26 protein-coding genes are annotated in these 24038 nt (G+C 54.2%); 15 read left to right on the top strand and 11 right to left on the bottom strand.

Translation table 11 applies throughout. The features are described 5' to 3' along the window. Positions 1 to 27: 27 nt before the first annotated feature. The gene (gene gdhA, locus FYJ24_RS05755; RefSeq protein WP_318656563.1) at positions 28 to 1365 is read left to right on the top strand and encodes an NADP-specific glutamate dehydrogenase; all 1338 of its coding nucleotides are present in this window, start codon (positions 28 to 30) and stop codon (positions 1363 to 1365) included. Between the two features lie 2 nt (positions 1366 to 1367). After that, positions 1368 to 1646 (top strand): sterol carrier family protein, encoded by a 279-nt coding sequence (locus tag FYJ24_RS05750; RefSeq protein WP_206192528.1) that lies wholly within the window; start codon positions 1368 to 1370, stop codon positions 1644 to 1646. An 85-nt stretch (positions 1647 to 1731) separates the two neighbouring features. Here the strand turns inward: FYJ24_RS05750 and FYJ24_RS05745 are convergent, their stop codons facing one another. Continuing rightward, positions 1732 to 1965 (bottom strand): DUF4235 domain-containing protein, encoded by a 234-nt coding sequence (locus FYJ24_RS05745; RefSeq protein WP_206192527.1) that lies wholly within the window; start codon positions 1963 to 1965, stop codon positions 1732 to 1734. A gap of 55 nt (positions 1966 to 2020) precedes the next feature. Between FYJ24_RS05745 and FYJ24_RS05740 the strand changes: the two genes are divergently transcribed. Further along, positions 2021 to 2641, top strand: coding sequence for a hypothetical protein (locus FYJ24_RS05740; RefSeq protein ID WP_154544469.1), 621 nt, complete (start codon positions 2021 to 2023; stop codon positions 2639 to 2641). 9 nt (positions 2642 to 2650) lie between these two features. Here FYJ24_RS05740 and FYJ24_RS05735 read toward each other — a convergent pair whose 3' ends face one another. From FYJ24_RS05735 to FYJ24_RS05690, 10 genes are all read right to left on the bottom strand, one after another. Then, positions 2651 to 3964, bottom strand: coding sequence for a DUF4921 family protein (locus FYJ24_RS05735; protein WP_154544467.1), 1314 nt, complete (start codon positions 3962 to 3964; stop codon positions 2651 to 2653). Positions 3965 to 3974: 10 nt separating this feature from the next. Beyond that, entirely contained in the window at positions 3975 to 4382 is a 408-nt protein-coding gene (locus tag FYJ24_RS05730) for an ACT domain-containing protein (RefSeq protein WP_154544465.1), read from the bottom strand. A gap of 23 nt (positions 4383 to 4405) precedes the next feature. After that, complete coding sequence (locus tag FYJ24_RS13370; RefSeq protein ID WP_154544463.1) at positions 4406 to 5980, bottom strand: polysaccharide deacetylase family protein; 1575 nt, start codon at positions 5978 to 5980, stop codon at positions 4406 to 4408. A 5-nt stretch (positions 5981 to 5985) separates the two neighbouring features. Then, positions 5986 to 6816, bottom strand: coding sequence for an aldo/keto reductase (locus tag FYJ24_RS05720; RefSeq protein ID WP_154544461.1), 831 nt, complete (start codon positions 6814 to 6816; stop codon positions 5986 to 5988). Positions 6817 to 6840: 24 nt separating this feature from the next. Then, on the bottom strand, positions 6841 to 7233 hold the full coding sequence (locus tag FYJ24_RS05715) for an RNA-binding S4 domain-containing protein (protein ID WP_154544459.1): 393 nt from the start codon (positions 7231 to 7233) through the stop codon (positions 6841 to 6843). Continuing rightward, positions 7230 to 7952 carry a hypothetical protein gene (locus tag FYJ24_RS05710; protein ID WP_154544457.1) on the bottom strand — a complete coding sequence of 241 codons (723 nt, stop codon included), beginning with the start codon at positions 7950 to 7952 and terminating at the stop codon, positions 7230 to 7232. The genes FYJ24_RS05715 and FYJ24_RS05710 overlap by 4 nt, the downstream gene beginning before the upstream one ends. A 59-nt stretch (positions 7953 to 8011) precedes the next feature. Further along, a complete protein-coding gene (locus FYJ24_RS05705) occupies positions 8012 to 9289 on the bottom strand; it encodes a M18 family aminopeptidase (protein WP_318656562.1) in 1278 nt (425 codons plus the stop codon). 2 nt (positions 9290 to 9291) lie between these two features. After that, entirely contained in the window at positions 9292 to 9726 is a 435-nt protein-coding gene (locus FYJ24_RS05700) for a GNAT family N-acetyltransferase (RefSeq protein ID WP_154544455.1), read from the bottom strand. Between the two features lie 22 nt (positions 9727 to 9748). After that, the gene (locus FYJ24_RS05695; RefSeq protein ID WP_154544453.1) at positions 9749 to 10204 is read right to left on the bottom strand and encodes an FHA domain-containing protein; all 456 of its coding nucleotides are present in this window, start codon (positions 10202 to 10204) and stop codon (positions 9749 to 9751) included. Between the two features lie 69 nt (positions 10205 to 10273). Further along, positions 10274 to 10780, bottom strand: coding sequence for an aromatic ring-opening dioxygenase LigA (locus FYJ24_RS05690; RefSeq protein WP_154544451.1), 507 nt, complete (start codon positions 10778 to 10780; stop codon positions 10274 to 10276). Positions 10781 to 11118: 338 nt separating this feature from the next. Between FYJ24_RS05690 and dnaK the strand changes: the two genes are divergently transcribed. The 12 genes from dnaK to FYJ24_RS12880 all read left to right on the top strand — a co-directional run bounded on the left by dnaK (position 11119) and on the right by FYJ24_RS12880 (position 24037). After that, positions 11119 to 12972: a molecular chaperone DnaK gene (gene dnaK, locus FYJ24_RS05685; protein ID WP_154544449.1), complete on the top strand. Its 1854-nt coding sequence runs from the start codon at positions 11119 to 11121 to the stop codon at positions 12970 to 12972. After that, positions 12969 to 13535 carry a nucleotide exchange factor GrpE gene (locus FYJ24_RS05680; RefSeq protein ID WP_318656561.1) on the top strand — a complete coding sequence of 189 codons (567 nt, stop codon included), beginning with the start codon at positions 12969 to 12971 and terminating at the stop codon, positions 13533 to 13535. The genes dnaK and FYJ24_RS05680 overlap by 4 nt, the downstream gene beginning before the upstream one ends. 18 nt (positions 13536 to 13553) lie before the next feature. Then, entirely contained in the window at positions 13554 to 14540 is a 987-nt protein-coding gene (locus FYJ24_RS05675) for a DnaJ C-terminal domain-containing protein (protein ID WP_154544447.1), read from the top strand. Between the two features lie 2 nt (positions 14541 to 14542). Then, the gene (locus FYJ24_RS05670; protein WP_154544445.1) at positions 14543 to 14974 is read left to right on the top strand and encodes a heat shock protein transcriptional repressor HspR; all 432 of its coding nucleotides are present in this window, start codon (positions 14543 to 14545) and stop codon (positions 14972 to 14974) included. Positions 14975 to 15110: 136 nt separating this feature from the next. After that, on the top strand, positions 15111 to 16364 hold the full coding sequence (locus FYJ24_RS05665) for a Mur ligase family protein (RefSeq protein ID WP_154544443.1): 1254 nt from the start codon (positions 15111 to 15113) through the stop codon (positions 16362 to 16364). Further along, entirely contained in the window at positions 16357 to 17067 is a 711-nt protein-coding gene (locus FYJ24_RS05660) for a type 1 glutamine amidotransferase (RefSeq protein WP_318656560.1), read from the top strand. The genes FYJ24_RS05665 and FYJ24_RS05660 overlap by 8 nt, the downstream gene beginning before the upstream one ends. 14 nt (positions 17068 to 17081) lie before the next feature. Beyond that, complete coding sequence (locus FYJ24_RS05655) at positions 17082 to 18179, top strand: PrsW family glutamic-type intramembrane protease (protein ID WP_154544439.1); 1098 nt, start codon at positions 17082 to 17084, stop codon at positions 18177 to 18179. Between the two features lie 130 nt (positions 18180 to 18309). Then, positions 18310 to 19431: a BMP family lipoprotein gene (locus FYJ24_RS05650; RefSeq protein ID WP_318656559.1), complete on the top strand. Its 1122-nt coding sequence runs from the start codon at positions 18310 to 18312 to the stop codon at positions 19429 to 19431. 130 nt (positions 19432 to 19561) lie between these two features. Next, a complete protein-coding gene (locus FYJ24_RS05645; protein WP_154544435.1) occupies positions 19562 to 21094 on the top strand; it encodes an ABC transporter ATP-binding protein in 1533 nt (510 codons plus the stop codon). Next, positions 21091 to 22371 (top strand): ABC transporter permease, encoded by a 1281-nt coding sequence (locus FYJ24_RS05640; RefSeq protein WP_154544433.1) that lies wholly within the window; start codon positions 21091 to 21093, stop codon positions 22369 to 22371. The genes FYJ24_RS05645 and FYJ24_RS05640 overlap by 4 nt, the downstream gene beginning before the upstream one ends. Continuing rightward, positions 22368 to 23642: an ABC transporter permease gene (locus tag FYJ24_RS12885; protein ID WP_154544431.1), complete on the top strand. Its 1275-nt coding sequence runs from the start codon at positions 22368 to 22370 to the stop codon at positions 23640 to 23642. Before FYJ24_RS05640 ends, FYJ24_RS12885 begins: the two co-directional genes overlap by 4 nt. Next, positions 23639 to 24037: a cytidine deaminase gene (locus tag FYJ24_RS12880; protein ID WP_404814700.1), complete on the top strand. Its 399-nt coding sequence runs from the start codon at positions 23639 to 23641 to the stop codon at positions 24035 to 24037. Before FYJ24_RS12885 ends, FYJ24_RS12880 begins: the two co-directional genes overlap by 4 nt. The last annotated feature ends 1 nt before the right edge of the window (position 24038 follow it).

The following is a 24038-nucleotide window of genomic DNA, read 5'->3' as shown; positions in this document are numbered from 1 at the left end:
GATTTTTATCGGAGGCAAGGATCGCTAGTGAATCAACAAGTCCAAGAAGTCTATGAAGAAGTGCTTCGACGTAATCCTAACGAACCTGAATTCCATCAAGCCGTCCATGAGGTTCTTACTTCTCTTAGCCCAGTGATCGATCGACAGCCAGAGTTTGCCGAATACGCCTTGCTCGATCGACTAGTCGAACCAGAACGCCAAATCCTGTTCCGGGTCCCCTGGGTCGACGACTCAGGTAAAGTTCAGGTAAATCGTGGCTATAGGATTGAATTTAACTCCGTGCTGGGGCCATATAAAGGCGGGTTGCGTTTCCATCATTCGGTAAACCGCAACATCATCAAATTCCTCGGCTTTGAACAGATCTTCAAGAACGCTCTGACCGGGCAGGGGATCGGTGGAGGCAAGGGAGGGTCAGACTTCGATCCTCACGGCAAAACCGACAACGAAATCATGCGTTTTTGCCAGGCCTTCATGACGGAACTCTCTCGCCATATTGGCGATAAGACCGACGTTCCTGCTGGTGACATTGGTGTGGGTGCTCGCGAAATCGGATACCTCTTTGGTCAGTACCGCAGGCTCACCAACCGGTATGAGACCGGTGTGCTCACTGGAAAAGGTCTGGACTGGGGTGGGTCTCTTGCTAGGACCGAGGCAACGGGATACGGTACCGTCATGTTCGCCCAGAATATGCTGGCTGATCGTGGCATGGACCTTGAAGGTATGACCGTTGCAGTCTCTGGCGCCGGCAACGTGGCAATCTACGCCATCGAAAAAGCACAGCAGTTCGGCGCTAAGCCGGTGACGTTCTCCGACTCTTCTGGCTGGGTGTATGACAAGGACGGAATTGACTTAGATCTCCTCAAAGAGATCAAGGAAGTCAAGAGAGGCCGCGTTGCCGATTATGTTGCGCAGCGCCCCACTGCCGAGCTTCACACGGATGGGTCGCTGTGGTCAGTTCCTTGTGATGTTGCTTTGCCATGTGCAACGCAAAATGAGCTTCATGAGGACGACGCCCGCACGCTCGTTGCGAACGGATGCAAGGTAGTCGCTGAAGGCGCAAATATGCCGTGTACCCCCGAAGCTATCGATATCTTCCAAGAGGCTTCGGTTCTGTACGCACCAGGTAAGGCGGCTAACGCTGGTGGTGTGGCAGTCTCTGCTCTTGAAATGCAGCAGAATGCCAGCCGCGCCCGCTGGACATTCGATCAGGTGGAAGAATCTTTGGCGCTGATCATGAAAGATATTCATGACACCTGCCTGGCTACCGCTGATGAGTTTGGCTCTCCCGGTGATTATGTGCTGGGTGCTAATGCCGCCGGTTTTGTTCGCGTAGCTAAGGCAATGCGCGCTCAAGGTGTCATCTGACAATGAGTGAGCTTACAACAACTGCCCGGCGTCTATTGGGGGAACTGCAGCAGCGGTACCCTGGCCGGGCAGTTGAAGTACGCGTTCCATTTGTTGGGGCAGTACAGATTCTTGAAGGGACCAGGCACCGGCGTGGAACCCCACCGGCGGTGGTGGAGATGTCCGCTGAGACCTGGGTGTCTTTGGCGCAGGGGAAGATCACCTGGGAGGACGCGGTCGACCAAGGACTAGTTGATGCCTCGGGAGAGCGCGCTGATCTGAGCGCCTGCCTTCCGCTCTAATTCCCACGTACGGGGCCATAAAACTGTAAACGGGGACATACACAGCCCCGGCACATGTCACACGGCCCCGGCAGCGGAAACGTACCTAGAGGCCGTGGGCCTCGATGAATTGATTTGTCTTTTGAGCCGCGAAACGCTGCGCAACGGTCACTGCCGCCGCAGAGACGATTGCAAAGGCAAGCAAACGCGTTGTCGAATCGCCTTCTTCCGCGCTTGGTGGGTTATTTCCTGTGGCGATCTTCCATGCCAGTTCGACTGCCTTTCCCACCGCAAATGCTGATAGGCCCATCACTGCAGTGGAAATTAGTTTACTTTTCATGTCCATGCCTCCAGCCTAGTGCTATCTGGCGCGCACGCCCAGGTAGGCTGGAGGCGTGAAACGTGGATTCGTTCTTTTGCCTCTTGCACTCTTACTGGGAGCCTGTACTGCCTCGATAACGGGCCAACAGTCCGGCTATGAACCGGTCAGTGTTATTCTTCCCGAGGGGGCCTCGGTAGATGTCCTGAGCGAAGAGTATCCAATTGATGAGAATAACGAAGATCCCGTGGAGATCGGTGAGGATGTCTCCGGTGTGGAGATTGGGCGCGATGCCACTTGTGTGCTGGTGAATCAATCGTGGTTTCTGGTCAATAAACTTGCACTTCCTGGATCGAGCTCAGAGATAAAACCCGAGTGGCTTTTCGTCCCCGCTGATCTCGAAGAGGAATGGCCCAACGGAACTGGTGGTGAGGACGCGCCCGCCCGTATCGACTCGGCTCTCTTGCCGTGGCGAACAGTCAATAACCTGGGAACGGAATCGCAGTGGGTAGTTCTGGAAGATACGTGTATACCGCATACGGTCAAGGTCAGTGGAAAGGCTCCAGAGTCCTTTATTAATTTCTTGCAGACCCCAGCAGGGCAGGATGTATTAGCTCGGGCTGGGATAGCTTTTCCTCTCGAAGGGGAAGGGCCAGAGGAAGTTTCGCGGATAGTGACCTTGCCACAATCTGAGTAGCATATGCCCTTATCCAAGCATAGACAGCGACACCGAGCACTCATCACCAATGCGCATGGGCGCGATTTTTCCTTCGTCGCGTAGCTTCAGTAAGTTCTCTACTGAGCGTTTCCGAACCCTCCACGGATCAATGGTGTTGAGGTAGATGCGCGTTCCTCCCTCAAAACCCGCCATTGTCGAGATTCGCCACTTCAACAACATGCGCCAGCGCACCGGAACCTTAGTCGCTGGGGGCCGGTGATACCACTCCTCATTGGAAGGAACTTCAACACCGGTTGCGGCGTGGGCCGCGTGGAGAATGTCAGAAACCCCGCGCAGATAGTCATCATCTGCCTCCCAAGGGTTAATGGGAGCTCCCAGTGGCCATACCGCCAAGGAGGGATACCGGTGACCAAAACCAGCCAAGACAACTGCATGCTCATTTTGTGCGACCAATAATTTGCGTGTCGCCCCCACCTGCAAAATGTCTGTGTAAATGTCGGGGCGTTGCCGTATTCTTTCGATTTCGGCGTTGATCTGCACTGCACGCTCATCGATTGCGACCAGCTGTTTGTGAAGGTGGTCGAAAGAAGCTCCGGCAGGTTTGAGCCAGTTTTGGAAGGTCGCAACATATTTCACGGCCGGGTCGAGGTGGTAGAGATCATCCATCGCATCGACAGTCATTCGGGTGTACTGGAAATGCTCTTCAGGGGTGAGCGTTCCCGATCCAGCCAGTTGATCGGTGGTTTCGGCCCCCTCGATATAGTGGCGTCTAGCGATGATCACATCGTGACCCCCCGAAAAGAATCCATTCGCATGTTGCAGCTTCTCCGACTCACTCATGCGCGCGAATTCTTCTTCACTGGTTCCAGCGGCTAAGACACGCGCTTTAACTACACTCATCACATGGTCGTAGCCGACATCAGATGCCAGGTATTCTGCCATGCGTCGGCCCTGTGCTTCAGAGGGCATGTGACCGTGGTTCAGCATCCAATAGCGGTAGGAAACAATCTCAAACAGATTGGGTATGCGCCGAAAGTCAGCCGTGGTATCGAAAAGTCGATCGGCTGGAAGCCCCGGAAGATAGTCCCACACTTCACCGTTCTTCACTAGCCGTGACTTCTCTGGAGGAGTCTCCAAGTAGCGGTTCTCGCAGAAGGCGCACCAGCTTCCCGTTTTTCCCTCATCGATAGGCTGGCTTTCAGGGAGCGCCCGGGGTAGCGGACGATCGCCTCGCCCAGGTACCGTCCACACTTCAGTGCCGGAAAGAAGATTGGTTTGTTTGACAGTGCCATCTGCCATTCGAACTATTGCGTCATTGCCATAGTTTTCAGGATTGCCCATAGGTCCTATCTTAGCGGCCCAGCCAACCTTCAGCCTGCGATGAAAGTCCCGCCAACAGTCGCATTGCTTCGGCTGCCCGCGAAACTGGAACGAAGAGATGATCGTGATGGAATCCAGCTATCACGTTGCAGGGAATGTCACGTGAGGCAAGAGTCTGTGCAATTGTCGCTGTTATACCTACAGCATTCAACGAGGTGAACGCCCCCAAACTGATACGGGCAAAAGGTACTGTGGCGGGCAACTCTGCCCCCGCTGCGTCCTCTTGATCAACAACGATGGTAGTTCCTTCATCCTCATGGATGATTGCGAAAGGCTGAACGCCAGACGGAATGCTGTCGACAGTTTCAAATACGTAGGTGCCTACAATGCGCGGGTCGAGCTGCGCCAGGCTTTGCTCAAGGTTAACGAGGGCATTCATATAGATATGGTAGCCACATGTCTCTAACCGAAGTCGACGCTTCCGCCATAGTAGACGCTCCCAGGTTCTAGCAGGCCAGCAAATAGTTGTGAAACGGTCACCAGGGTGAAGCCGCGCGCGCGTAGTCCTTCTACAATGCCGGGAACTGCATCTACTGATTGGTCGTGAATATCATGTATCAAAATGACATCGCCAGGTATGGCAGGATTCACTGCCCTATTGACGATCTCGCCAACTCCGGGCTTTTGCCAATCGTTTGTGTCAATACTCCACCGCATTGCTGGCATCCCAGCTGCGTCCAGGGTCTGCTGGTTGAAAGAGCCGTAAGGAGGCCTCATAGTGGCGGGGGTAATTCCACTGGCATCAGCAATTGCCTGATTGGTGCTTTGGATTTCTTCGACAACGCCTGCTGGGCCAAGAGTCGTCAGGTCGGGGTGCCCCCACGAATGATTACCTAACTCATTTCCGCTATCAGCAATCTGCTTGACTATCTCGGGATAGTTGGCAGCGTTTACTCCTAGAAGGTAAAAAGTGGCTGCCGAATCGTGCGAAGCGAGAATCTCTAGCACCTCCGGCGTGCGTGCCGCTGGCCCATCATCGAAGGTGAGGGCCACGCAGGGGGTGAGTGAACAATTGGTGTATGCCTGGCCGGGGCTGGTTGCAGTGATGGGAGAAGGAGGTGTGTGCGAGGCGAGAGCCTCAGAGATTGCGGTGCCCAGCGGCGTGAGATAGTCAGAGGCGATCTGGGCGGGTATCTGGAATAAAGCTTCGGAAGGATAGGAAGCTGCATTAGTGAGGGCTCCTGTGAATGCGTCGGTGACGGCAAAAATCAGATTTCCGTCCTCATCGAAATGCACGTCTGAGATAGTCTGCGCCAGGAAATCGGCAGGATTCTCGGGTCCGCCAGATTGCGGTGGAAGAAAAGTTACTGAGGGTCCCATATTGTCTAGGACCTGCTGCAAGGTGAGAGGTAGTGCCTCGGGAGAGAACAGAGCGCTGCCGCGAGCCACCTCGCCCGTATCCCTGTGCGTAAAGAGAGTCTCAGAAGTGTCGAGCGTCACCGCCTGGGCATCGCCCTTGACAACGCGAAGGCGCTCGGCAAAAACCGGACCGGATGCTATGACGACATCACACGTGATTGAAAGCCGTTGTCCATCGGTGGGGGAAACATCGGGATTCGCCAGAATTTCGGAGGCGGGGCGAAAAGTAGTACCGGGGATGCAGCCGCGATTTTGGAGTTGCCAATCGGCTGGATGAACCTGGGGGAAGTAGGTACTTTCCTGCTCCTCAGCATTGATGTCAAGCTGTTGTTTAACCAGTTCAGCCAACGCCTGGTTGAACTGGTCGCTGCCGGGTAGATAAGCAAAACGGGCTTCCGCGTTATGGGTAGAATCAATAATTCTCTGCCCGGACAAGCCCTGTATTTCGACAGGGCCGCGGGCGACATCTTCTGTGACTCTCTCAATCGTTGGCGGCTTTTCTGCCGGTGTAGATTGAGGTGAGGTCGTATTGGAAGACTGTGGTGAGAAAACCGCGGTGCATCCTGTCAAAACTGTGAGGGCGACGATAGCGCACAACGTCATTCTTGCACGCCTCACAGGACTCACCTCTTTTGATCGGGATGGCTTCCAACGCGGCCATCATCTCCCCGATCTAGAGTAGCAATAAGTTTCATTTCTCTCTCGGAAAGAACGAAATCAAATACGTCAATATTCTGCATTTGCCGTTCAGTATTACTGGCTTTGGGGAAAAGAATATCTCCGCGTTGCAGGCCCCAACGTATCGCGACCTGTGCGGCGCTCTTTCCGTGAGCCTGGCCGATTTGGGTTAAGAGGGGGTCGGTAATAACTTTCCCCCTAGCCAATGGCGACCATGCTTCGGTGACAATGTCGTGGGAAGAATCGAATTCATGCAGGGATTGGCAAGGCAAATAGGGGTGAGATTCGATCTGGTTGACGTGAGGGGTTACCGAGGCATCCCGGAGCAGCATTTCCAGATGCGGTTGGAAAAAATTCGACGTGCCAATTGCGCGCGCGGTGCCCTGCTCATAGAAGTCTTCTAAAACCCTCCATAGATCGTGGTAGCCACCGGGGTGAAGATCGGGAAGAGGCCAGTGGATGAGAAACAAATCAACGCGATCGGTGCGTAAATCACGCAGAGTCTTGTCGAAAGCTCGCCTAGCATCATCAGGATTGTGATGAGGATTGTCCAGTTTTGACGTGAGGAAGAATGATTCGCGAGGCAATCCAGAAGATTCCCACGCGGCGCCTACCTGGGCCTCATTCCCATACATTTGGGCCGTATCAATGTGGCGGTATCCGACCTCAATTGCAGAGGAAACAATCGGCTCCACATTTTCAGTCACCTTGTACGTGCCAAAGCCCAGTACCGGCACTTGCACGCCGTTCGAAAGTGGAGTTGTTGGAATTTCCATGGTGCTGTCCTTAGAAAATCAGTCTTATCGTCGCGAATGTTTTGCCCATTCTTCGCCGCGCAAGGCTTCTAGTTGGCGGCGTTCCTTCTTCGTTGGCCTCCCAGTTCCCTTCTCACGGTGCCCCTGGATCATCTGATATTGCGGCCTGGGGGCCGATAGATCCTCATAACATTCTTGGGCCAAGGGAGCACCCAAGCGTTTCGGGGGAAGCTGCTTCACTACCAGAATACGATCGAATCCTTGCACGCGCAGGCGGACTTCGTCGCCGACCCTCACTGGGGCGGAAGCTTTCGCGGTGAGCCCGTTGATGCGCACATGACCAGCGCGCGCTGCTGCAGTTGCTAAGGATCGTGATCGAAGCTGGCGCGTAGTCCACAACCACACGTCGACTCGCAAGGTACTCGCATTCGTGCTCATGTGATCTCGATGTAAGGCATATTGGGGGAACACAGACGTAGCAGTGCTGCCGCATTGAATGCTGCCACCCCGGCGGCGTAGCGCGGACTACCAAGACGTGGGAAGGTCCACGCATCTATGTGGAATGTCTGACGACCAGCGTCAGAAGTGGAAGTTCCGGGCCTTAGGTTCACTACTGCGGCCTCTTCACGGTGAGGGCCGATAAGAGTGACGAGATGACCGTTCTCTCTGATGCCTTCTATAAGGTTCATTCCGCTGGGGGACACAAAAGACTGTGCAATACTCAGCATCTCTTGGTCCACTACCGTTTCGTCGAGCCCCCACGAGGAAATCATCTTTCTCACTGCAATCGGGTTGCTGGTAAGAATCGCAAGAATGTCGCTGAGATGATCGGCAGCCGCGCATCCTGCCTGGTCAACTGCGTGAGCGGGTCCCGTATGACCGCCAATTGGGGTGCCGTTTTGGGAAAGGTGCTCGGCAAAAATGTCGAATGGAAGAGTCGTCTCGCCAGCGAGAGTTGCCCCGATCCACAGGGAAATAGTGCCGCCCGCAGCCTTTGGTCCTTCAGGTAAGCCTGTTTCAGCGGGGCGCCCATCCATGCAGACGAATGGAATTGTCTCCGTCGTCGCAGCCAGCCATGCGCCAGAAGACAATCCGGATAGAAAGTCGGGGGAAATCTCTGCGGGAGCCAGGGCCCCAATAGCTTCACTCAATGCCATTGTGTAAGTGTATCTGGTAGAAAAAGCTATCGAAAAGCCTCGGCGGCGCAGGCGACCCCTCAAATCAATGGAGAAAAATCTGAGAAGAATGTCGCCGCTGCCCGAGCGAGATACCAGGCGTCAGCTATGTGGATCATTTCCCGGGCCGAGTGCATTGATAGCATCGGCACTCCGACATCCACCGTGCGAAGCCCTGTACGTGTTGCCGTTATTGGCCCGATAGTGGATCCGCAGGGGACATCGTTGCGAGAAACAAAACTCTGGTGGGGGATATCGGCTTGGGTGCAGATCGCTTCCCACAGCGCGACCCCGCTTGCGGTGCTGGCATAGCGTTGGTTTGCGTTGAGTTTTGCCACGGGACCACGGCCGGCAACCGGATGAGTGTCAGGATCGTGCATTCCCGCATAGTTAGGGTGAACACTGTGTCCGGCATCGGCAGAAATACACAGTGATGCGGCGACCATGCGGTCGTTGTCTTTGCCCAGAGCGGCGCTGGTGCGACGCATAAGTGATTCAAGGAGGGGACCTGCGGCTCCCGTGCGGCTTGAGGATCCCACTTCTTCATGATCGAAGAAGGCCAGGACCGGGATGTGAGTCGTGGGGGTGCTCAGTGATTGCAGGAAGCCTTCAAGGCCGGCATAGACGGATGACAGATTGTCTTGGCGTCCCGCAGCTAAAAACTGTGCGTTGTTGCCGAATGTGTCAGGTCGCTGGGTTGGTACACAGAACAGATCGCTGGCAGCTATCTGTGAAGGTGCGATCTGCGCTGATGCTGCAATGACCGCCATGATGTCGGCATCGGGATCATCCACCGTCCAGACTGGCTGTAAATGGCGCTGAGGGTCAAGAGTGAGTCCCTGATTTACACCGCGATCAAGGTGTATTGCCAGCTGGGGGATGCGGGCGATCGGCCCGGTTCGGACAAGGTGCGTCGAACCATCTTTTGCGTAGAGGACTCCGGCTACTTCGAGTTCGCGATCCAACCAGGAGTTATATAGTGCGCCGCCGTAGACTTCGACGAGGAGTTGACCCCACCCATCGGGGGTGGTGGCGTGAGATGTGGGCTTGAGCTTGAGGCCCGGTGAGTCTGTGTGAGCGCCAAAGACGGCATACGCATGTACGTCGGAGGAGGGGATGACCCAGGCAAGGAGTGCCCCCTCGTCCAGCACAAAGTACTTTCCAGGCGTTGCAGGCCACTCCTGCGTTGGGTCTACACGGAAAAAGTCACTGTCGGTTAGGATGCTGGCGACTTTTTGGGCCGCGTGAAAAGATGTGGGCGAGTCGGATAAGAACTGAGCGTAACGTCGGCCATAGTCGCGGGCCGCCTCCGAAAGCACTTTTACTTCGCCTCCAAGCGGTAGACGTTGGTCTCACGCAAGGAGAATCCGCAGCGTTGATAGAGGCGATTGGCAGCCTCTCGGCTTGGCCGGGAAGTGAGGTCAATCGTCTTACACCCCAGTTCTGCTGCTTTCTTAGCGGCTGCTTCAACAAGTAGTTGACCGGCTCCTTTGCCCCGCGCAGCTTCATCTACGACGACGTCTTCAATCCACGCACGTAACCCGGTGGGAATCATAAAAGTAGCTAAAGTCAACATGCCAAGGACCGGGCCGCCTTCTTCTGGACGGTAGAAGAAGAGGTGAGTGTCCGGTTGGTCTACGAGTGCCTCCACTTGGTTGGCGGTGAGCGATGGTGCGGAACTTGAGAGTTGAGGGATCAGCCGGTTGATTGAATCGATCACCTCGGAGGTGGCGTGCTTGACTAGTTCAACAGTCATGAAAGTCTCTCCTCAATAATTCTCAGTTACTAATAATGAGTGTACGTCCCCCGAAGCGGATGGAAGCACCGACTCCGGCGTGGGCGGACGAATTGGGTGCAAGTCGAATGGTTGCACCGCTTGCGCTTGTAATAGTGGTGCCGTTTGTTGAACCTAGATCGGTGACGACGACTCCCGCGTCATCGCGGTCAAGCCTAAGGTGGTTTTTTGAAACTGTGCGTGTGGGGTCAGTGACGGCCCAGACCTCTGCGTCGTGCCCCCAGGGACTGCGGCCAAGGATGACTGACGGTGGCATTTCCTTGGGATCGTCACCATCGAGTTGGATAAGAATCTGAAGGGGTGCGGGGTTTTCGTCAGGGGTGGGGGGAGGAGAAACCGGCTCTGTGGCGGCAGAAAGGGGCACTGAGGTCTGCTGTGCAGCCTCAGTGCCCCTTCCAAAAATAGCGTCGAAGTTCTCCGCGTTTGACCACCCCGTCATTGCATGCCTCCACACGTTGTATAAGACGTTTCAGAGACTATGGTAAATGCATAACGGGGTTTATTGTGTTTAGGCGCGTCTACGCGAGGAAATCACAAATCCGGCACCGGTCAGAATAGCCAAGGCTCCTGACCCCATGGCGAAGAGGCTGACTCCGAACGAGAGTACCGAAGTAAGTAGTGATGTGCGCAATAGTGAAGCGTTCATCGCGGTGTCCCGTGTAGCTTGTGCTTCAGCAGCTTCAGGGGAGTCTTCTCCGTAGGTTTCCTTGGCCTCGTTCACTACGGCGCCAAGTTCTGAATAGGTTTGCCCGCCAGTGATTTTCTCGGCGTGCATGTTGATAGTTTCTTGCATGGACCATGCGGTAAAGGGACCGGCAACGGGAGCGCCTGCATTCGACAATGCGTCCCCCGGTACGGTCATTTTTTGAGCACTCAACTGTGACGACACAGCACCCCATGCCACGCCACCGACGATCACCATGATGGCGCCTATGACAACCATGATGATACCGATGACATTGAGACTGCGCCTGCGTTTTCCTGTAGATTCTGCTGTTTGTGTTGTGTCGGACATATGGACCTCCAGTTCCATAGTGTGGTGGACAGACCTAAACATAACGATGTTTTCGACGCCTGTCCCAATATTAGTGAGGCTGCCCTAAGCAGTGATTTTGCGGTGAACCTGTCCATTTGGTCAGAACTTGACACTTGCTGTGGAAAAGGACACATCTCACTCTACTAAGAATAGCAGGACTATGGTCCTAATTTCCGCCATTGCGAATGAGGCGATGAGTTGAGTCGATGTGACTCAACTTTCGACTATTCCTCTTGCGCGGAGCGCTCGATGACTCTAGACTTGAGTGCGTAAGACTCAAGAATGAAGTTCTAAAGACCTAGTAGGAGTAACAACTTATGGCAAAAGCAGTAGGGATCGACTTGGGAACCACCAACTCGGCCTTGGCAGTTCTTGAAGGTGGAGAGCCCACCATCATTGTCAATGCTGAAGGTGCCCGCACCACTCCCTCAGTAGTGGCTTTCTCTAAAGGTGGAGAGGTCCTGGTCGGGGAAATTGCCAAGCGGCAAGCAGTGACCAACGTTGACCGCACCATTTCTTCGGTCAAGCGCCACATGGGCACTGACTGGAAAAAGAAAATCGATGACAAGGAATACACTGCGCAGGAAATCTCTGCCCGTATTCTCTCTAAACTCAAGCACGATGCTGAGGAATACCTAGGCGACACCGTTACTGATGCGGTTATTACTGTTCCGGCATACTTCAACGATGCGGAACGCCAAGCAACCAAAGATGCTGGCCAGATCGCCGGTCTTAACGTGCTGCGCATTATCAATGAGCCCACGGCTGCAGCTCTCGCATACGGCCTAGATAAAGGTAAAGAAGACGAGCTCATCCTCGTATTTGACCTTGGTGGCGGTACCTTCGACGTTTCTTTACTCGAAGTGGGCAAGGACGATGATGGATTCTCCACCATTCAGGTGCGCGCGACGGCCGGTGACAACCGTCTCGGTGGTGACGACTGGGATCAGCGCATTGTTGACTGGCTGGTATCACAGGTGAAGAACTCGACCGGTGTGGACCTCTCTAAGGACCCGGTGGCGTTGCAGCGTCTGCGTGAAGCTGCCGAGCAGGCCAAGCGTGAATTGTCGACAGCGACTGCAACCACAATTTCTCTGCAGTACCTTTCCATGAGCGAATCTGGTCCAATCCACCTCGACGAGAAACTTACTCGTGCAAAGTTTGAAGATATGACCAAGGACCTTCTGGATCGCACCAAGAAGCCTTTCCACGACGTAATTCGTGAAGCTGGCATTTCTGTTTCAGACATTGACCATGTTGTATTGGTGGGTGGCTCTACCCGTATGCCAGCGGTAACCGAAGTCGTCAAGGAGCTCACAGGTGGCAAGGAGCCCACCAAGACTGTGAACCCGGATGAGGTTGTTGCCATCGGTGCTGCTCTGCAGGCTGGTGTTCTGCAAGGAGACCGCACCGACGTCCTTCTCATTGACGTGACTCCGCTGTCGCTCGGTATTGAAACCAAGGGTGGCGTGATGACGAAACTGATCGAGCGGAACAAGGCTATTCCGACTCGCGCAACAGAGGTCTTCTCTACCGCAGAAGATGGTCAGTCTTCAGTTCTTATTCAAGTGTTCCAAGGTGAACGCGAATTCACTCGCGACAACAAGCCGCTGGGCACATTCGAACTGACTGGCATTGCTCCCGCACCGCGCGGCGTGCCGCAGATTGAAGTCTCTTTCGATATCGACGCCAACGGCATTGTCCATGTTTCTGCTAAGGATCGCGGGACAAACAAAGAGCAGTCCATGACCATTACCGGTGGGTCGGCACTTCCCAAGGAAGAGATTGACCGCATGGTGAAGGAAGCGGAAGCTCACGCTGAGGAAGATAAGAAGCGTCGTGAGGACCAAGAAACCAAGAACGTGGCCGAGCAAACGGTCTACTCATTGGAGAAGCTCCTCAAAGACAATGAAGAGAAAGTCTCCGAAGGCGTGCGTTCTGAGGTGCAAGAAGCTATTGACGCCACCAAGAAGGCTCTTGAAGCTGACGATGTTGAAGATGTCAAGAAACAACTCGAAAACCTCAACCAGGTTGGCTTGAAGATTGGTGAAGAGGTCTATGCTGCTGAGCAGCAAGCCCAAGAGCCAGACCTTCCCAGCCAAGAAGATGTCAACGCTGAAGAAGAAGTCATCGACGCTGAAATCGTCGAAGATGAGGACGACAAGAAGTGAGTGAATCCGTAGACGACCAGGGGATCCCTGAGGATTCCGATATGGCCGCCTTCGAAGCGGATCTTGCCAGTGATTCGCCGGTGGTGGATGAGCTGGCTGACGCGGATGACGACTTGGCGGAGGCGCGTAATGAGCTAGCCTCCGCCAAGGAGGACCTCGCTCGCAGCCGCGCTGACCTGTACAACCTGCAACAGGACTACAACAGCTATGTTCGCCGTGCAAAGGCAGATGTTGCAGTTCAACGACAGGTGGGTCAGGTGGCAGTCCTCGAAGCGATGCTTTCGGTCCTTGATGACATTGAAGGAGCGCGTGCGGCCGGTGAGTTAGAAGGGCCTTTCGCCGCAATCGCAGACAAGCTCGAAGATACTCTTGCTTCCCGCTTTGAACTGACCCGATATGGCGCGGTGGGGGACGAATTCAATCCTGAGATTCACGAGGCGCTGATGGCCCAGACCAACCCGGAAAGGGACCATCCAGTCATCGGCCAAGTTCTCCAGCCAGGATACAAAGCGGGAGATAAGGTCTTGCGGCCAACAAAAGTTATGGTGGAAAACCCCGAGTAGGAAAGTAAAGGAGGCGTCATGGGTGAACAAGAATGGTTCGACCAAGATTTCTACAAGACGCTCGGGGTAAGTAAGGACGCCGACCAGAAGGAAATCAAGAAGGCATACCGCAAGCTGGCGCGAAAATGGCACCCGGATCAGAATCCAGGTGACGCTAAGGCAGAAGAGCGCTTCAAGAAGATTTCTGAGGCATTCTCCGTCCTTTCTGACCCTGAACAGCGCGAACGTTACGATGCAATCCGTCAGATGGCAGCTGGTGGAGCCCGGTTTACCCCCGGCCCCGGTGGTGCACCTGGCGGCTTTGAAGATATGTACGGTGGCATGTTCGGTGGTGGCGCGCCCGGCGGCACGTACTACCAGTCCACCGGCGGTGGGGCAGGCGGGTTCGAGGATATCCTCTCTGGCCTCTTCGGTGGTGGCGGTTTTGGCGGAGGCAATTCCGGATTTGGACGGGGAGGCTTTTCCTCCCAGCCTCAACCACAACGCGGCGATGATTTACGTGCCAGTACCAGAATTAGCTTCAAGGACGCCTACCTCGGTACCACCATGAAAGTTTCTATCGGTGGGAAACCGGTGACGGTTCGTATTCCTGCCGGTGTACGCGATGGACAGAAGATCAAGCTGCGCGGGAAGGGGCAACCTGGAGTTGCAGGGGGTCCCGCAGGAGACCTTGTGGTAGAGGTCGAGGTAGAGAAATCTTCAACGTATAGCGTTGAAGGTGCCAATCTTCGTATCAAACTTCCGATCTCATTCCCAGAGGCGGTACTAGGTGCACAGGTGGCAGTTCCTTTACCCGACGGCAAGACCGTCACAATGAAGGTACCCGCTGGCTCTTCCTCCGGACGTGTTCTTCGTTTGGGCGGTCGTGGTCTGAAGAAGGGCGGCAAAGCAGGCGACATTCTGGTCGAACTGCAGATAGTCGTCCCACCTCATGAAGATGAGGCATACAAGGAACTAGCCCGTAAAGTACGGGAGGCACAAGGTGACTGGAGTCCACGAGGATAACTATGCCTGATCAGCCTCGTTTCGTTATTTCGGTTGCCGCAGAGCTCGCGGATATGCATCCGCAGACTCTGCGGCAATATGACCGGCTGGGATTGGTTGCACCCAGCCGAACAAAGGGTGGGGGGCGTCGATACTCTCACGCCGATATTGCGCGCCTGCGTGAGATTCAACGACTTTCCCAAGAAGAGGGAGTGAACCTCGCCGGTATACAGCGCATCATGGAACTTTCTGACCAGGTGAGGAGACTACAACATCAGGTAGCTCAGCTGAGGGCTGATGCAGCAAGCCAACGCCGCCGCCCCCGCGTATTTACAGCTGATGCTGAGGGTGCTATTTCCACCAGTTTTGTCAGGACGCTGGTTGACCATAACTACCAGCTTCGTAATATTCCAACATCCGTTTTACAGCTTCTCGCTGCTAACAGCTCCCAGTGACGTCTTTCCCCCTCTCTTCCCGTCCCCTCCCCTCAGGTGCGTGTTATGTGTCTGTTATTCACTGCTGAAAGTCGCATTTTTCCAGCACCTGACGAAGGGGAAAAAATGCATTCCAGAATGAACTAGATTTATACCCATGAGTGAACGCACACTGCGGGGACGGCTGGCAGTTGCCAGCGGCCGATTGGCTGGACATGCCTCAAGAATGCTGGGACGCGGCTCCGGCGGCATGATTGGAGGCAAAGTTGCACTCAGTGCCCATCCAGAAGTATTGAAAGAGCTGTGTGCCGACCGGAAAGTTGTCTTAGTAACCGGCACCAATGGCAAATCAACAACGAACAAAATGGTTCGGGCAGCCCTCGGCGGCGAATCAGTAGCGTCGAACGTGCGCGGAGACAACATGCCACCGGGCATAGTTACCGCCCTCATGAACCATCCCCACAGCGCGTATGCAGCTATAGAAGTCGATGAAATGCATCTACCTGCAGTAGCTGCAGAAGCTAAACCTGCAGCGATTGTCTTACTCAATCTTTCTCGTGATCAGCTGGACCGCGTCGGCGAAATTGGTACCGTGGAAAAGCGCTTGCGGCAGGCCGTGGAGGAAAACCCGCAGGCTGTGGTGATTGCCAACTGTGATGATCCTCTGATCACGTCGGCGGCATGGGATGCGCCAAATAGCGTGTGGGTTGCCGCGGGATCAGGTTGGGGCGCGGATTCAGCATCATTTCCGCGAGGTGGCGGTCGGGTTCTTCGTGAGGGCACAGAATGGCACGTTGAAGGGCAGCCGCAGTTTCGTCGGCCTTCACCAACCTGGTGGATCGAAGGAACAGAACTTGTCGGACCACAGGGCCGGTATCCGCTCAACCTGAAACTACCGGGCACTGTCAATCTGTCGAATGCCGCACAGGCTATCGCATGCGCCGTAGCCCTCGGGGTGGATGTGGAAGAAGCGGTGGCTGCGGTCGAAAACGTGGGCGAAGTTGCTGGGCGGTATCAGCGTTTTGACGTCGAAGGTCGCCGGATCCGCTTGCTCTTGGCGAAGAACCCGGCTGGTTGGCAGGAAGCCCTAACTATGGTCGATCCGCACACCGAAAGTATTGTCATTGGTGTGAATGGGCAAATACCCGATGGGGAGGACCTATCGTGGTTATGGGATGTTGACTTCGAAGGCTGGGGAAGAACTCACGCAACGGCATCTGGGGAACGAGGCGCCGACTTGGCCGTGAGACTAGATTACGCAGAAATTGATGCTCCACTCATTGATGAGCCCCTTGATGCGATTCTCGCTCAGGAAGAGGGCGATGTTGATGTGCTACTGAACTACACCGCTTTTAGAGATTTGCTCTCGCAACTGCGCGCAGCGGGATATCAGGAGGTCGCTGGTGAGTGAGTCAACCTTACAGATAGGGCTTATTGCCCCCGAAGTCCTAGGAACGTACGGCGACGGTGGAAATGCCTGTGTATTGACACAAAGAGCCAAGCGACGGGGGATTGACGCGGACATCATTGAAATCCCTCTTTTCGAGGCGATACCCGAATACCTTGATATTTACACCTTGGGGGGTGGCGAAGACACTGCCCAGTCTCTTGCTGCTCAGCACATGCAGCGACATCGGGGACTCATCAGGGCTGTCACTCAAGGACGTCCCGTTCTGGCGATTTGTGCCTCCCTTCAAGTTCTCGGACGCAAATACACAGATGCGGAGGGCCGCACTGTTGAGGGGCTTGGGCTTCTCGATGTAGAAACCGAGCCGATGGGACACCGCGCTATTGGCGAACTAGTGTCAGACCCACTCATTGAGGGACTTTCCCAACCTCTTACCGGTTTTGAAAACCACGGTGGGGCAACAACTCTCGGTGAGGATGCCTCACCATTGGGTCAGGTCGTTGTCGGGTGTGGAAATGATGGAAAGAGTGGCCTCGAGGGGGTTGTCCAAGGCAGCGTCATTGCCACATACATGCACGGACCGGTCTTGGCGCGAAACCCAGAATTAGCGGATTTGTTATTGTCCCGCGCTCTGGGGTGTGAACTAGAGCCTCTCCCTATGCCCAGTGTTGATCGACTTCGCAGTGAGCGTCTGTCCATCAGCTAGATTACAGTCGGAGTATGACTAAACACGGGGACAACAGTCTGGCACAACAAGGCTGGTATTCCTACGGCCAGCAAGGTAGAGAAGCGTTGTGGACAGAAACATACTGGTCTGGACAGACGCGTGAAAATGCTGCGATTACCAGTTTGCAGTGGAACAAGCGTCTGTGGGGATTCCTCACCCACGCGTGGTTTTGGTGGCTTGTTGCGGGAACTGTTCTCTCTACGATCAGTGGTGTAGGTATTTGGCATGCTAAGACCGCAAAAGAACTGGAAGCCGAAGGGCGCCAGGCGGTTTTCGGTTTTATCTTCGGATGGTATTCGTGGGCATTGCTATGCGGAATGCTTGCCACCATGGTGGGCTTCTACCTGCTGTTGGATAGGCATTGGAGCCTGGGAAAAGCGCAACGTTGGCGCGGCACATTGCTGTGGGGCATCCTCGCGGGAGTCTTTGCATCAGCGGCGGCTCTTACCCTAGAGGGATATGCCGAGCCGGTATGGCACATCCCCTATTGGATTGATCTGGCATTTGCGGGACCCATCGAGGAAACGCTCAAGTTGATGGTTCCGCTACTGCTGTGGTTGGTAGGACCCAAGTATTTGAGAGAACCGCTCAACGGGGTTCTTCTAGTTTTCACTTCGGCGGCTGTCTTTGGAATTCAAGAGGGAGTCACTTACGTCTGGGACGCAGCTGGTTCAGAACTGGCTGTTGTGATGGGCGCTGCAAGACCAGTGTCTGAACTTCTTCATCCCTCACTTACTCTGATAGCCGCATCACTGATATGGCTGGTAGCCGCGCGAACTGGGCGCCTCTTTTCTTGGCTGGGCGTTCTTGGCTGGGTCATCGCCATGGCGCTTCATTCCCTGCATGACACGATCGGGGCCAACGTGCATTCGTCAGCAACAACGGCAGGGGACAGCGCCGCAAACATTGGGATGTCAGACCCAGCGGTATTTTGGGGAACAATAATTGTCTTGCCGTTGTACGCACTGTTGTGGCTCATCGTTGCATTCCAGGTGATGAGAGTGTTTGGACGAGAGCTCACTCCGCCGGATGCAATCGCGCATAACCCACCGCGGTGGCGTCCGCTTTTACGGCCCTGGGGTGTGAAGTAGACCGCATCAACTGTTACGTTCTGGTTGCGAATCGCCATATCTGTATTCCACAGTCGTCATGGAGGTGCTGGTTTCATTACATTTGATATGAAGTCGAGATCCGCGACTGATGAAACTGGAGGAGAATTTCGTGAAGAACTCAGTGAAATTTGCCGCGATTGCCGCCATCGGTGCAATCGCTTTAAGTGCGTGTGGCGCCGCTCCCGAGAAGGAAGCTCCTGCTTCCGGTGCTGATCAATCTGGTAGCCAGTCCGGTGCGGCTGCTCCCACTACCGGGGAAAACATCAAGGCCTGTGTTGTTTCTGACGAGGGTGGTTTTGAAGATCGATCCTTCAACCAGTCGGCTCATGAAGGCCTACTGCGGGCAGAATCTGAACTTGGAGTGGAGATTGCGCAGGCCGAATCAGGCAGTCCTGATGATTTCGATCCGAATATTCAGAACATGGTTCAAGAAAACTGTGATCTGATCATTGGTGTGGGCTTTATGCTACAGGATGCGATGATTGCTGCTGCCCAGGCAAACCCGGACATCAAATTCGCCTTGGTTGACTCAACCTTCGTTAAAGAAGAGGGCGATAAAGCGCCAGAGAACGCTCGTGCGCTGGTGTTCAACACAGCTGAAGCATCGTACCTTGCCGGATACGCGTCTGCGGCGATGTCGAAAACTGGCAAAGTTGGCGCCTACGTTGGCATGAAACTGCCCACCACGGCTATCTTCAATGACGGATTTGCTGATGGTGTGAAAGCCTACAACGAAGCTAAGGGGACATCTGTTGAGCTTCTAGGCTGGGATAAAGACAAGCAAGACGGCATGATTGTTGGTGACTTCTCTAACCAGCAAAAAGGCAAAGAGCTTACCGAGCAGCTCTTCCAGCAGGGCGCAGATATTGTCATGCCTGTTGCTGGTCAGGCTGGTTTGGGCACTCTAGCCGCCGCTAAAGAAAAAGAAGGCTCTATGGTTGTGTGGGTCGATGCCGACGGTGCTGAAGCTCAGCCTGAGTCTGCCGCGGTCATCCTCACCTCGGTTATGAAAGAGATTGACAACGCGGTATTCGATACCATCCAGTCTGTTCTCGAGGGTACGTTTGATTCCACCGATTACATTGGGACTTTAGCTAACGGTGGCGTAGGACTTGCTCCGTGGCATGATTTTGAATCACAGGTCCCAGCAGAGCTGAACGAAGAAATCTCAGCATTGCAGGAAAAGATCATCTCGGGTGAGATCAAGGTTGAAACAACTAACCAGCCGTGATCTGAATAGCCGGTAGGTCAAAAGTAAGGGGCACCTGGCGACAGGTGCCCCTTCTATTCTGCGCATTTGTCGGCGTGACAAGGTACGCTGGTGACACGCTCAGGACGAAGCGGGGTCGTGAGGAAATAATTTGAAACTAGAATTACAAGGAATTACCAAGGTTTTTGGCCCCTTGGTAGCGAATGATCAGATTGACTTAGTGGTTGAACCCGGTCAGATTCATGCGCTGTTGGGTGAAAATGGTGCGGGCAAGTCAACCTTAATGAATGTGCTCTATGGCATTTATCAACCAGACGCTGGACGCATACTTATCGACGGTGAACCAGTCACTTTCAACGGACCCGGACAGGCTGTCGCTGCCGGCATTGGCATGGTGCACCAACATTTTATGCTGGTGCCTGTATTTACCGTCGCTGAATCGGTGGCATTAGGGTATGAGCCTACAGACGCAGGAATTATCAATAAGAAAAAAGCTGCCGAGAAAGTGAAGGAACTTTCTGCTCGCTTTGGCTTTGACCTCAATCCCGATGCTGTCATCGAAGATCTTCCAGTTGGCGTGCAACAACGGGTCGAAATCATCAAAGCGCTTTCTCGTGATGCAAAGGTGTTGATCTTGGATGAGCCCACCGCCGTGCTCACACCTCAAGAGACCGATGAACTCATCGCGATTATGAAAGAGCTGAAAGCCTCGGGTACTTCAATCGTATTTATTACTCATAAACTGCGGGAGATTCGTGCTGTTGCTGACACCATAACTGTGATTCGTCGCGGCAAAGTGGTGGGTGAAGCCACCCCAGATGCGTCTGAAAAAGAGCTGGCAGCTCTTATGGTGGGACGTCCCGTCGATCTTGGTGTTGCCAAAGAAGAGAAGGCTCCTGGGGCGACAGTGTTGGCCTTCGATGACGTGACAGTGATAGAGGACAACGGACAGGTAGTGTTGGACCATGTGTCTTTTGATGTTCGTGCGGGAGAAATTCTTTGTATTGCCGGGGTACAAGGCAACGGACAAACTGAGCTGTGTGAGGCAATCTTGGGTTCAACTCGACCGACGGGTGGACACGTTACCATTGACGGGCATGACCTGACTGACAGCACCATCAAACACAGGTTGAGGCAAGGCTTGGGATATGTTCCAGAAGACCGCGCCAAAGACGGTATGATCGCCTCTTTTTCCGTCGCAGAAAATATGATTCTCGACGTGTATGACCAGCCTCCTTTTGCTACTGGCATTTCGATGCACCCACAGGCTGTCATCGAAAATGCGGAGAAGCTACGCAAGATCTTCGATGTACGTGTGACATCGGTGCTCGATCCCATCAGCACTCTTTCCGGCGGCAATCAGCAAAAAGCAATTTTGGCACGTGAACTCTCCAGGCCTATCAAGACTCTAGTTGCCGCACAGCCTACCCGTGGCCTCGATGTTGGCTCTATCGAATTCGTTCACCAGAGCATCGTTGAACAGAGGGATTCAGGCACTGCAGTATTGGTGGTTTCTACAGAATTGGATGAGGTGGAAGCCTTGGCAGACCGAATTGCGGTGATGTATCGCGGTCGTATTGTCGGGATTGTTCCCCCTGACACGCCTCGAGATATTTTAGGACTCATGATGGCTGGGGTCCCCTACGATGAGGCCCGTACGGCAGGAAAAGAGGTGCGCTCATGAGTCAGGCAGCGACACTGGAACCTATCGAGCCTTCCGCACCACTGGAAGATAGTAAGCGTGACAATGATGTTCCATTCGTCACCAAAATACTGCGGACACTCTTTAGCCCCAGCACAGTAACCGTATTCTTCGCAATCATCTCTGCCCTCGTGATAGGGGCTTTGATTGTGGTGTTCTTTGATCCCAAAGTTCAAGCGACCATGGGATACCTTTTCGCGCGGCCAGAAGATTTCTTTGCCGAGGCGTGGAGGGCCTTCTCAGGATTCTTCACCTCTTTGGTACGTGGATCAATCTTCGACTGGAACCAAGACAGCCTTGCAGGTGCATTCCGGCCGCTCACAGAAACTTTTGTTCGCGCAACCCCGTTGATCATCGCTGGCCTGGCCATTGCGGTGTCTTTTACAGCAGGTCTGTTCAACATCGGTGTTCAAGGGCAGCTCATCTTTGGTGCGATCTTCGGCGGGTTCATTGGTTTTTTTTGGGATCTTCCCCCAGTCATCCATGTGCTTGTAGCGGTGATCGGCGCTATCGCCGGTGGGGCACTGTGGGGTTTCATTCCCGGCATCCTCAAAGCCAAACTTGGCGCGAATGAGGTCATCGTGACCATCATGTTGAACTCTATTGCCGCGTATTTCCTGGCAGCACTTCTTAATACTTATACTTTCCATGGTGATGGTTTCGCCGGAAAGTCGCGAATCATGGGCCCCAATGCCCAGTTACCTCTGATTTTAGGTCCCTCCTACAGGATGCATCTGGGTGTGATTATCGCTATTTTGGCCTGCGTTCTTGTCTGGTGGCTGCTAGAACGTTCGACTTTTGGCTTCGAACTACGTGCTGCGGGAGCCAACCCGGAGGCTGCCAAGACAGCTGGCATCAACGTCAACCGTACGCTGATGCTCACTTTGGTGATATCGGGAGCCTTAGCTGGTCTTGCTGCCACAGGGCCAACTCTGGGCACTGAAAAGGCTCTCACCGCGGGTATTGCTGGATCGATAGGTTTTGACGCAATTACGGTGGCACTCTTAGGCAAGTCAAAGCCCATCGGTGTCTTCTTTGCCGGACTGTTGTTCGGCGCTCTCAATGCTGGGGGCGCTTTGATGCAAGCATCAGCCAGCATCCCCGTTGATATCGTCCAAATCACGCAGGCCATTGTGGTTCTCATGATTGCGGGCTCTGAAGCAGTGCGATATATGCGCCAGAAGAGACGACGAGAGCTTGCAACCACGCGCAAGGTTGAGGAGACCCCAGTCGCAGCTCCGAAAGAGGTGGGAGCATGAGCGCCCAAGTGACAACGTCTGAAAACCAGGTGGTAGAAGGTATTCGCCTACCAGTGCAATGGCGAGACCCAGTCGTTGCCGCCGTCATGTTGATACTTACCCTGGTCATCGCCGTGATGGCACGGGGAGAATCCCGGATTTCCTTTGCAGACATTTCTGGCTGGTTTGAAGGTGGCATCTGGGTTATTTCGGCCCCCATAGCAGTATGGACTATGACCGTTTTGTCGGTGGTGGGCACTGTCATCATCTGGCTGCGGGCTTTGGCCAGGAAACACATCAATGGTTGGTGGCTGGCGTTAGTTAGTGTCGCATTGGTGGTGTCATTTCTGGTGTGGGTGGTAAGCGATCGGCCAACCGCGATCCTGCCGGTTGTCTCATTATTGGCCGGTGGTCTGATGTTTGCGGTTCCGCTGGGCTTTGGGGCTTTGGCCGGGATTGTCAACGAACGATCAGGCGTCATCAATATCGCCATTGAAGGGCAACTACTTGTTGGCGCATTTGCGGGAGCAGTAGTTGGGTCTGCATTTGGGTCCCCATGGATGGGACTTATTGGTGCGCCTTTGGCTGGCATGGCTTTGGGAGCGATCCTCGCATGGTTTGCCATCACCTTCAGAACAGACAACATCGTGGTTGGCGTGGTGCTCAATATGTTGGCGCTTGGCCTCACTTCGTTCCTGTTCTCTACCATGCTGAAGAACTCCCAACATTTGAATCAGAATCTCAAACTGCCAATCTTGCCTATCCCCGTACTGTCAGATATTCCGATTATTGGTCCGGTGGTATTTAGACAAAACATCCTGGTCTACTTGATGTTCGTGGTTGTCATTGTCATGCAGTTCATGTTGTTCAACTCCCGCTGGGGCTTGCGACTTCGAGCTTCTGGTGAAAAGCCGCAAGCAGCCGACACCGTCGGTATTAATGTGAACCGGATTCGCTGGCACAATGTTCTCTTGGGTGGTGCTTTAGCTGGCTTGGGCGGCGCATTCTTTACGGTAGGAAGTGGCTTATCTTTCTCTAAAGACATGGCGGCAGGCAATGGGTTTATCGCATTGGCGGCTATGATCCTCGGTCGATGGAATCCGACCGGTGCTTTAGCAGCTGCTTTGCTTTTCGGGCTAGCCACGAACCTTGGTGGAGTAATGCAGGCCGTAGGTGCACCTATTCCTGCAGAATACCTTTTGATGATTCCTTATCTTGTCACTATCTTGGCAGTCGCTGGTTTCGTGGGGGCAGTGAGGCCGCCAGCCGCGGAAGGAAAGCCATATCCGTGATAGATGAAAAACTGTGGCAGAAACTGCGCGAAGACGCTACGCGGGCCATGAAACGCGCCTACTGTCCGTACTCCCATTTTCCAGTGGGAGCGGCAGCATTGGTCGACGATGGGCGAGTGATCACCGGATGCAACGTCGAAAACGCTGCTTACGGAGTGACTCTATGCGCCGAATGCGGACTGGTGTCCCACCTCATTAACACCGGTGGTGGGCGGCTCAAAGCCTTTGTCTGCGTTGATGCGCGCGGGGAGGTTATTTCGCCGTGTGGCAGGTGCAGGCAGGTCCTTTATGAACACGGCGGTCCGCAGCTGCAAATGCTGATGCCGTCGGGACTCACAACCATGGAGAAGGTACTTCCAGATGCATTTGGGCCAGCAAATCTAGAAGGAGTATGAC

The organism is Scrofimicrobium canadense (genome assembly GCF_009696615.1).
Classification (GTDB): Bacteria; Actinomycetota; Actinomycetes; order Actinomycetales; family Actinomycetaceae; genus Scrofimicrobium; species Scrofimicrobium canadense.
Note: the sequence above shows the minus strand (reverse complement) of the source record. Positions and strands in the feature narration are given on the sequence as shown.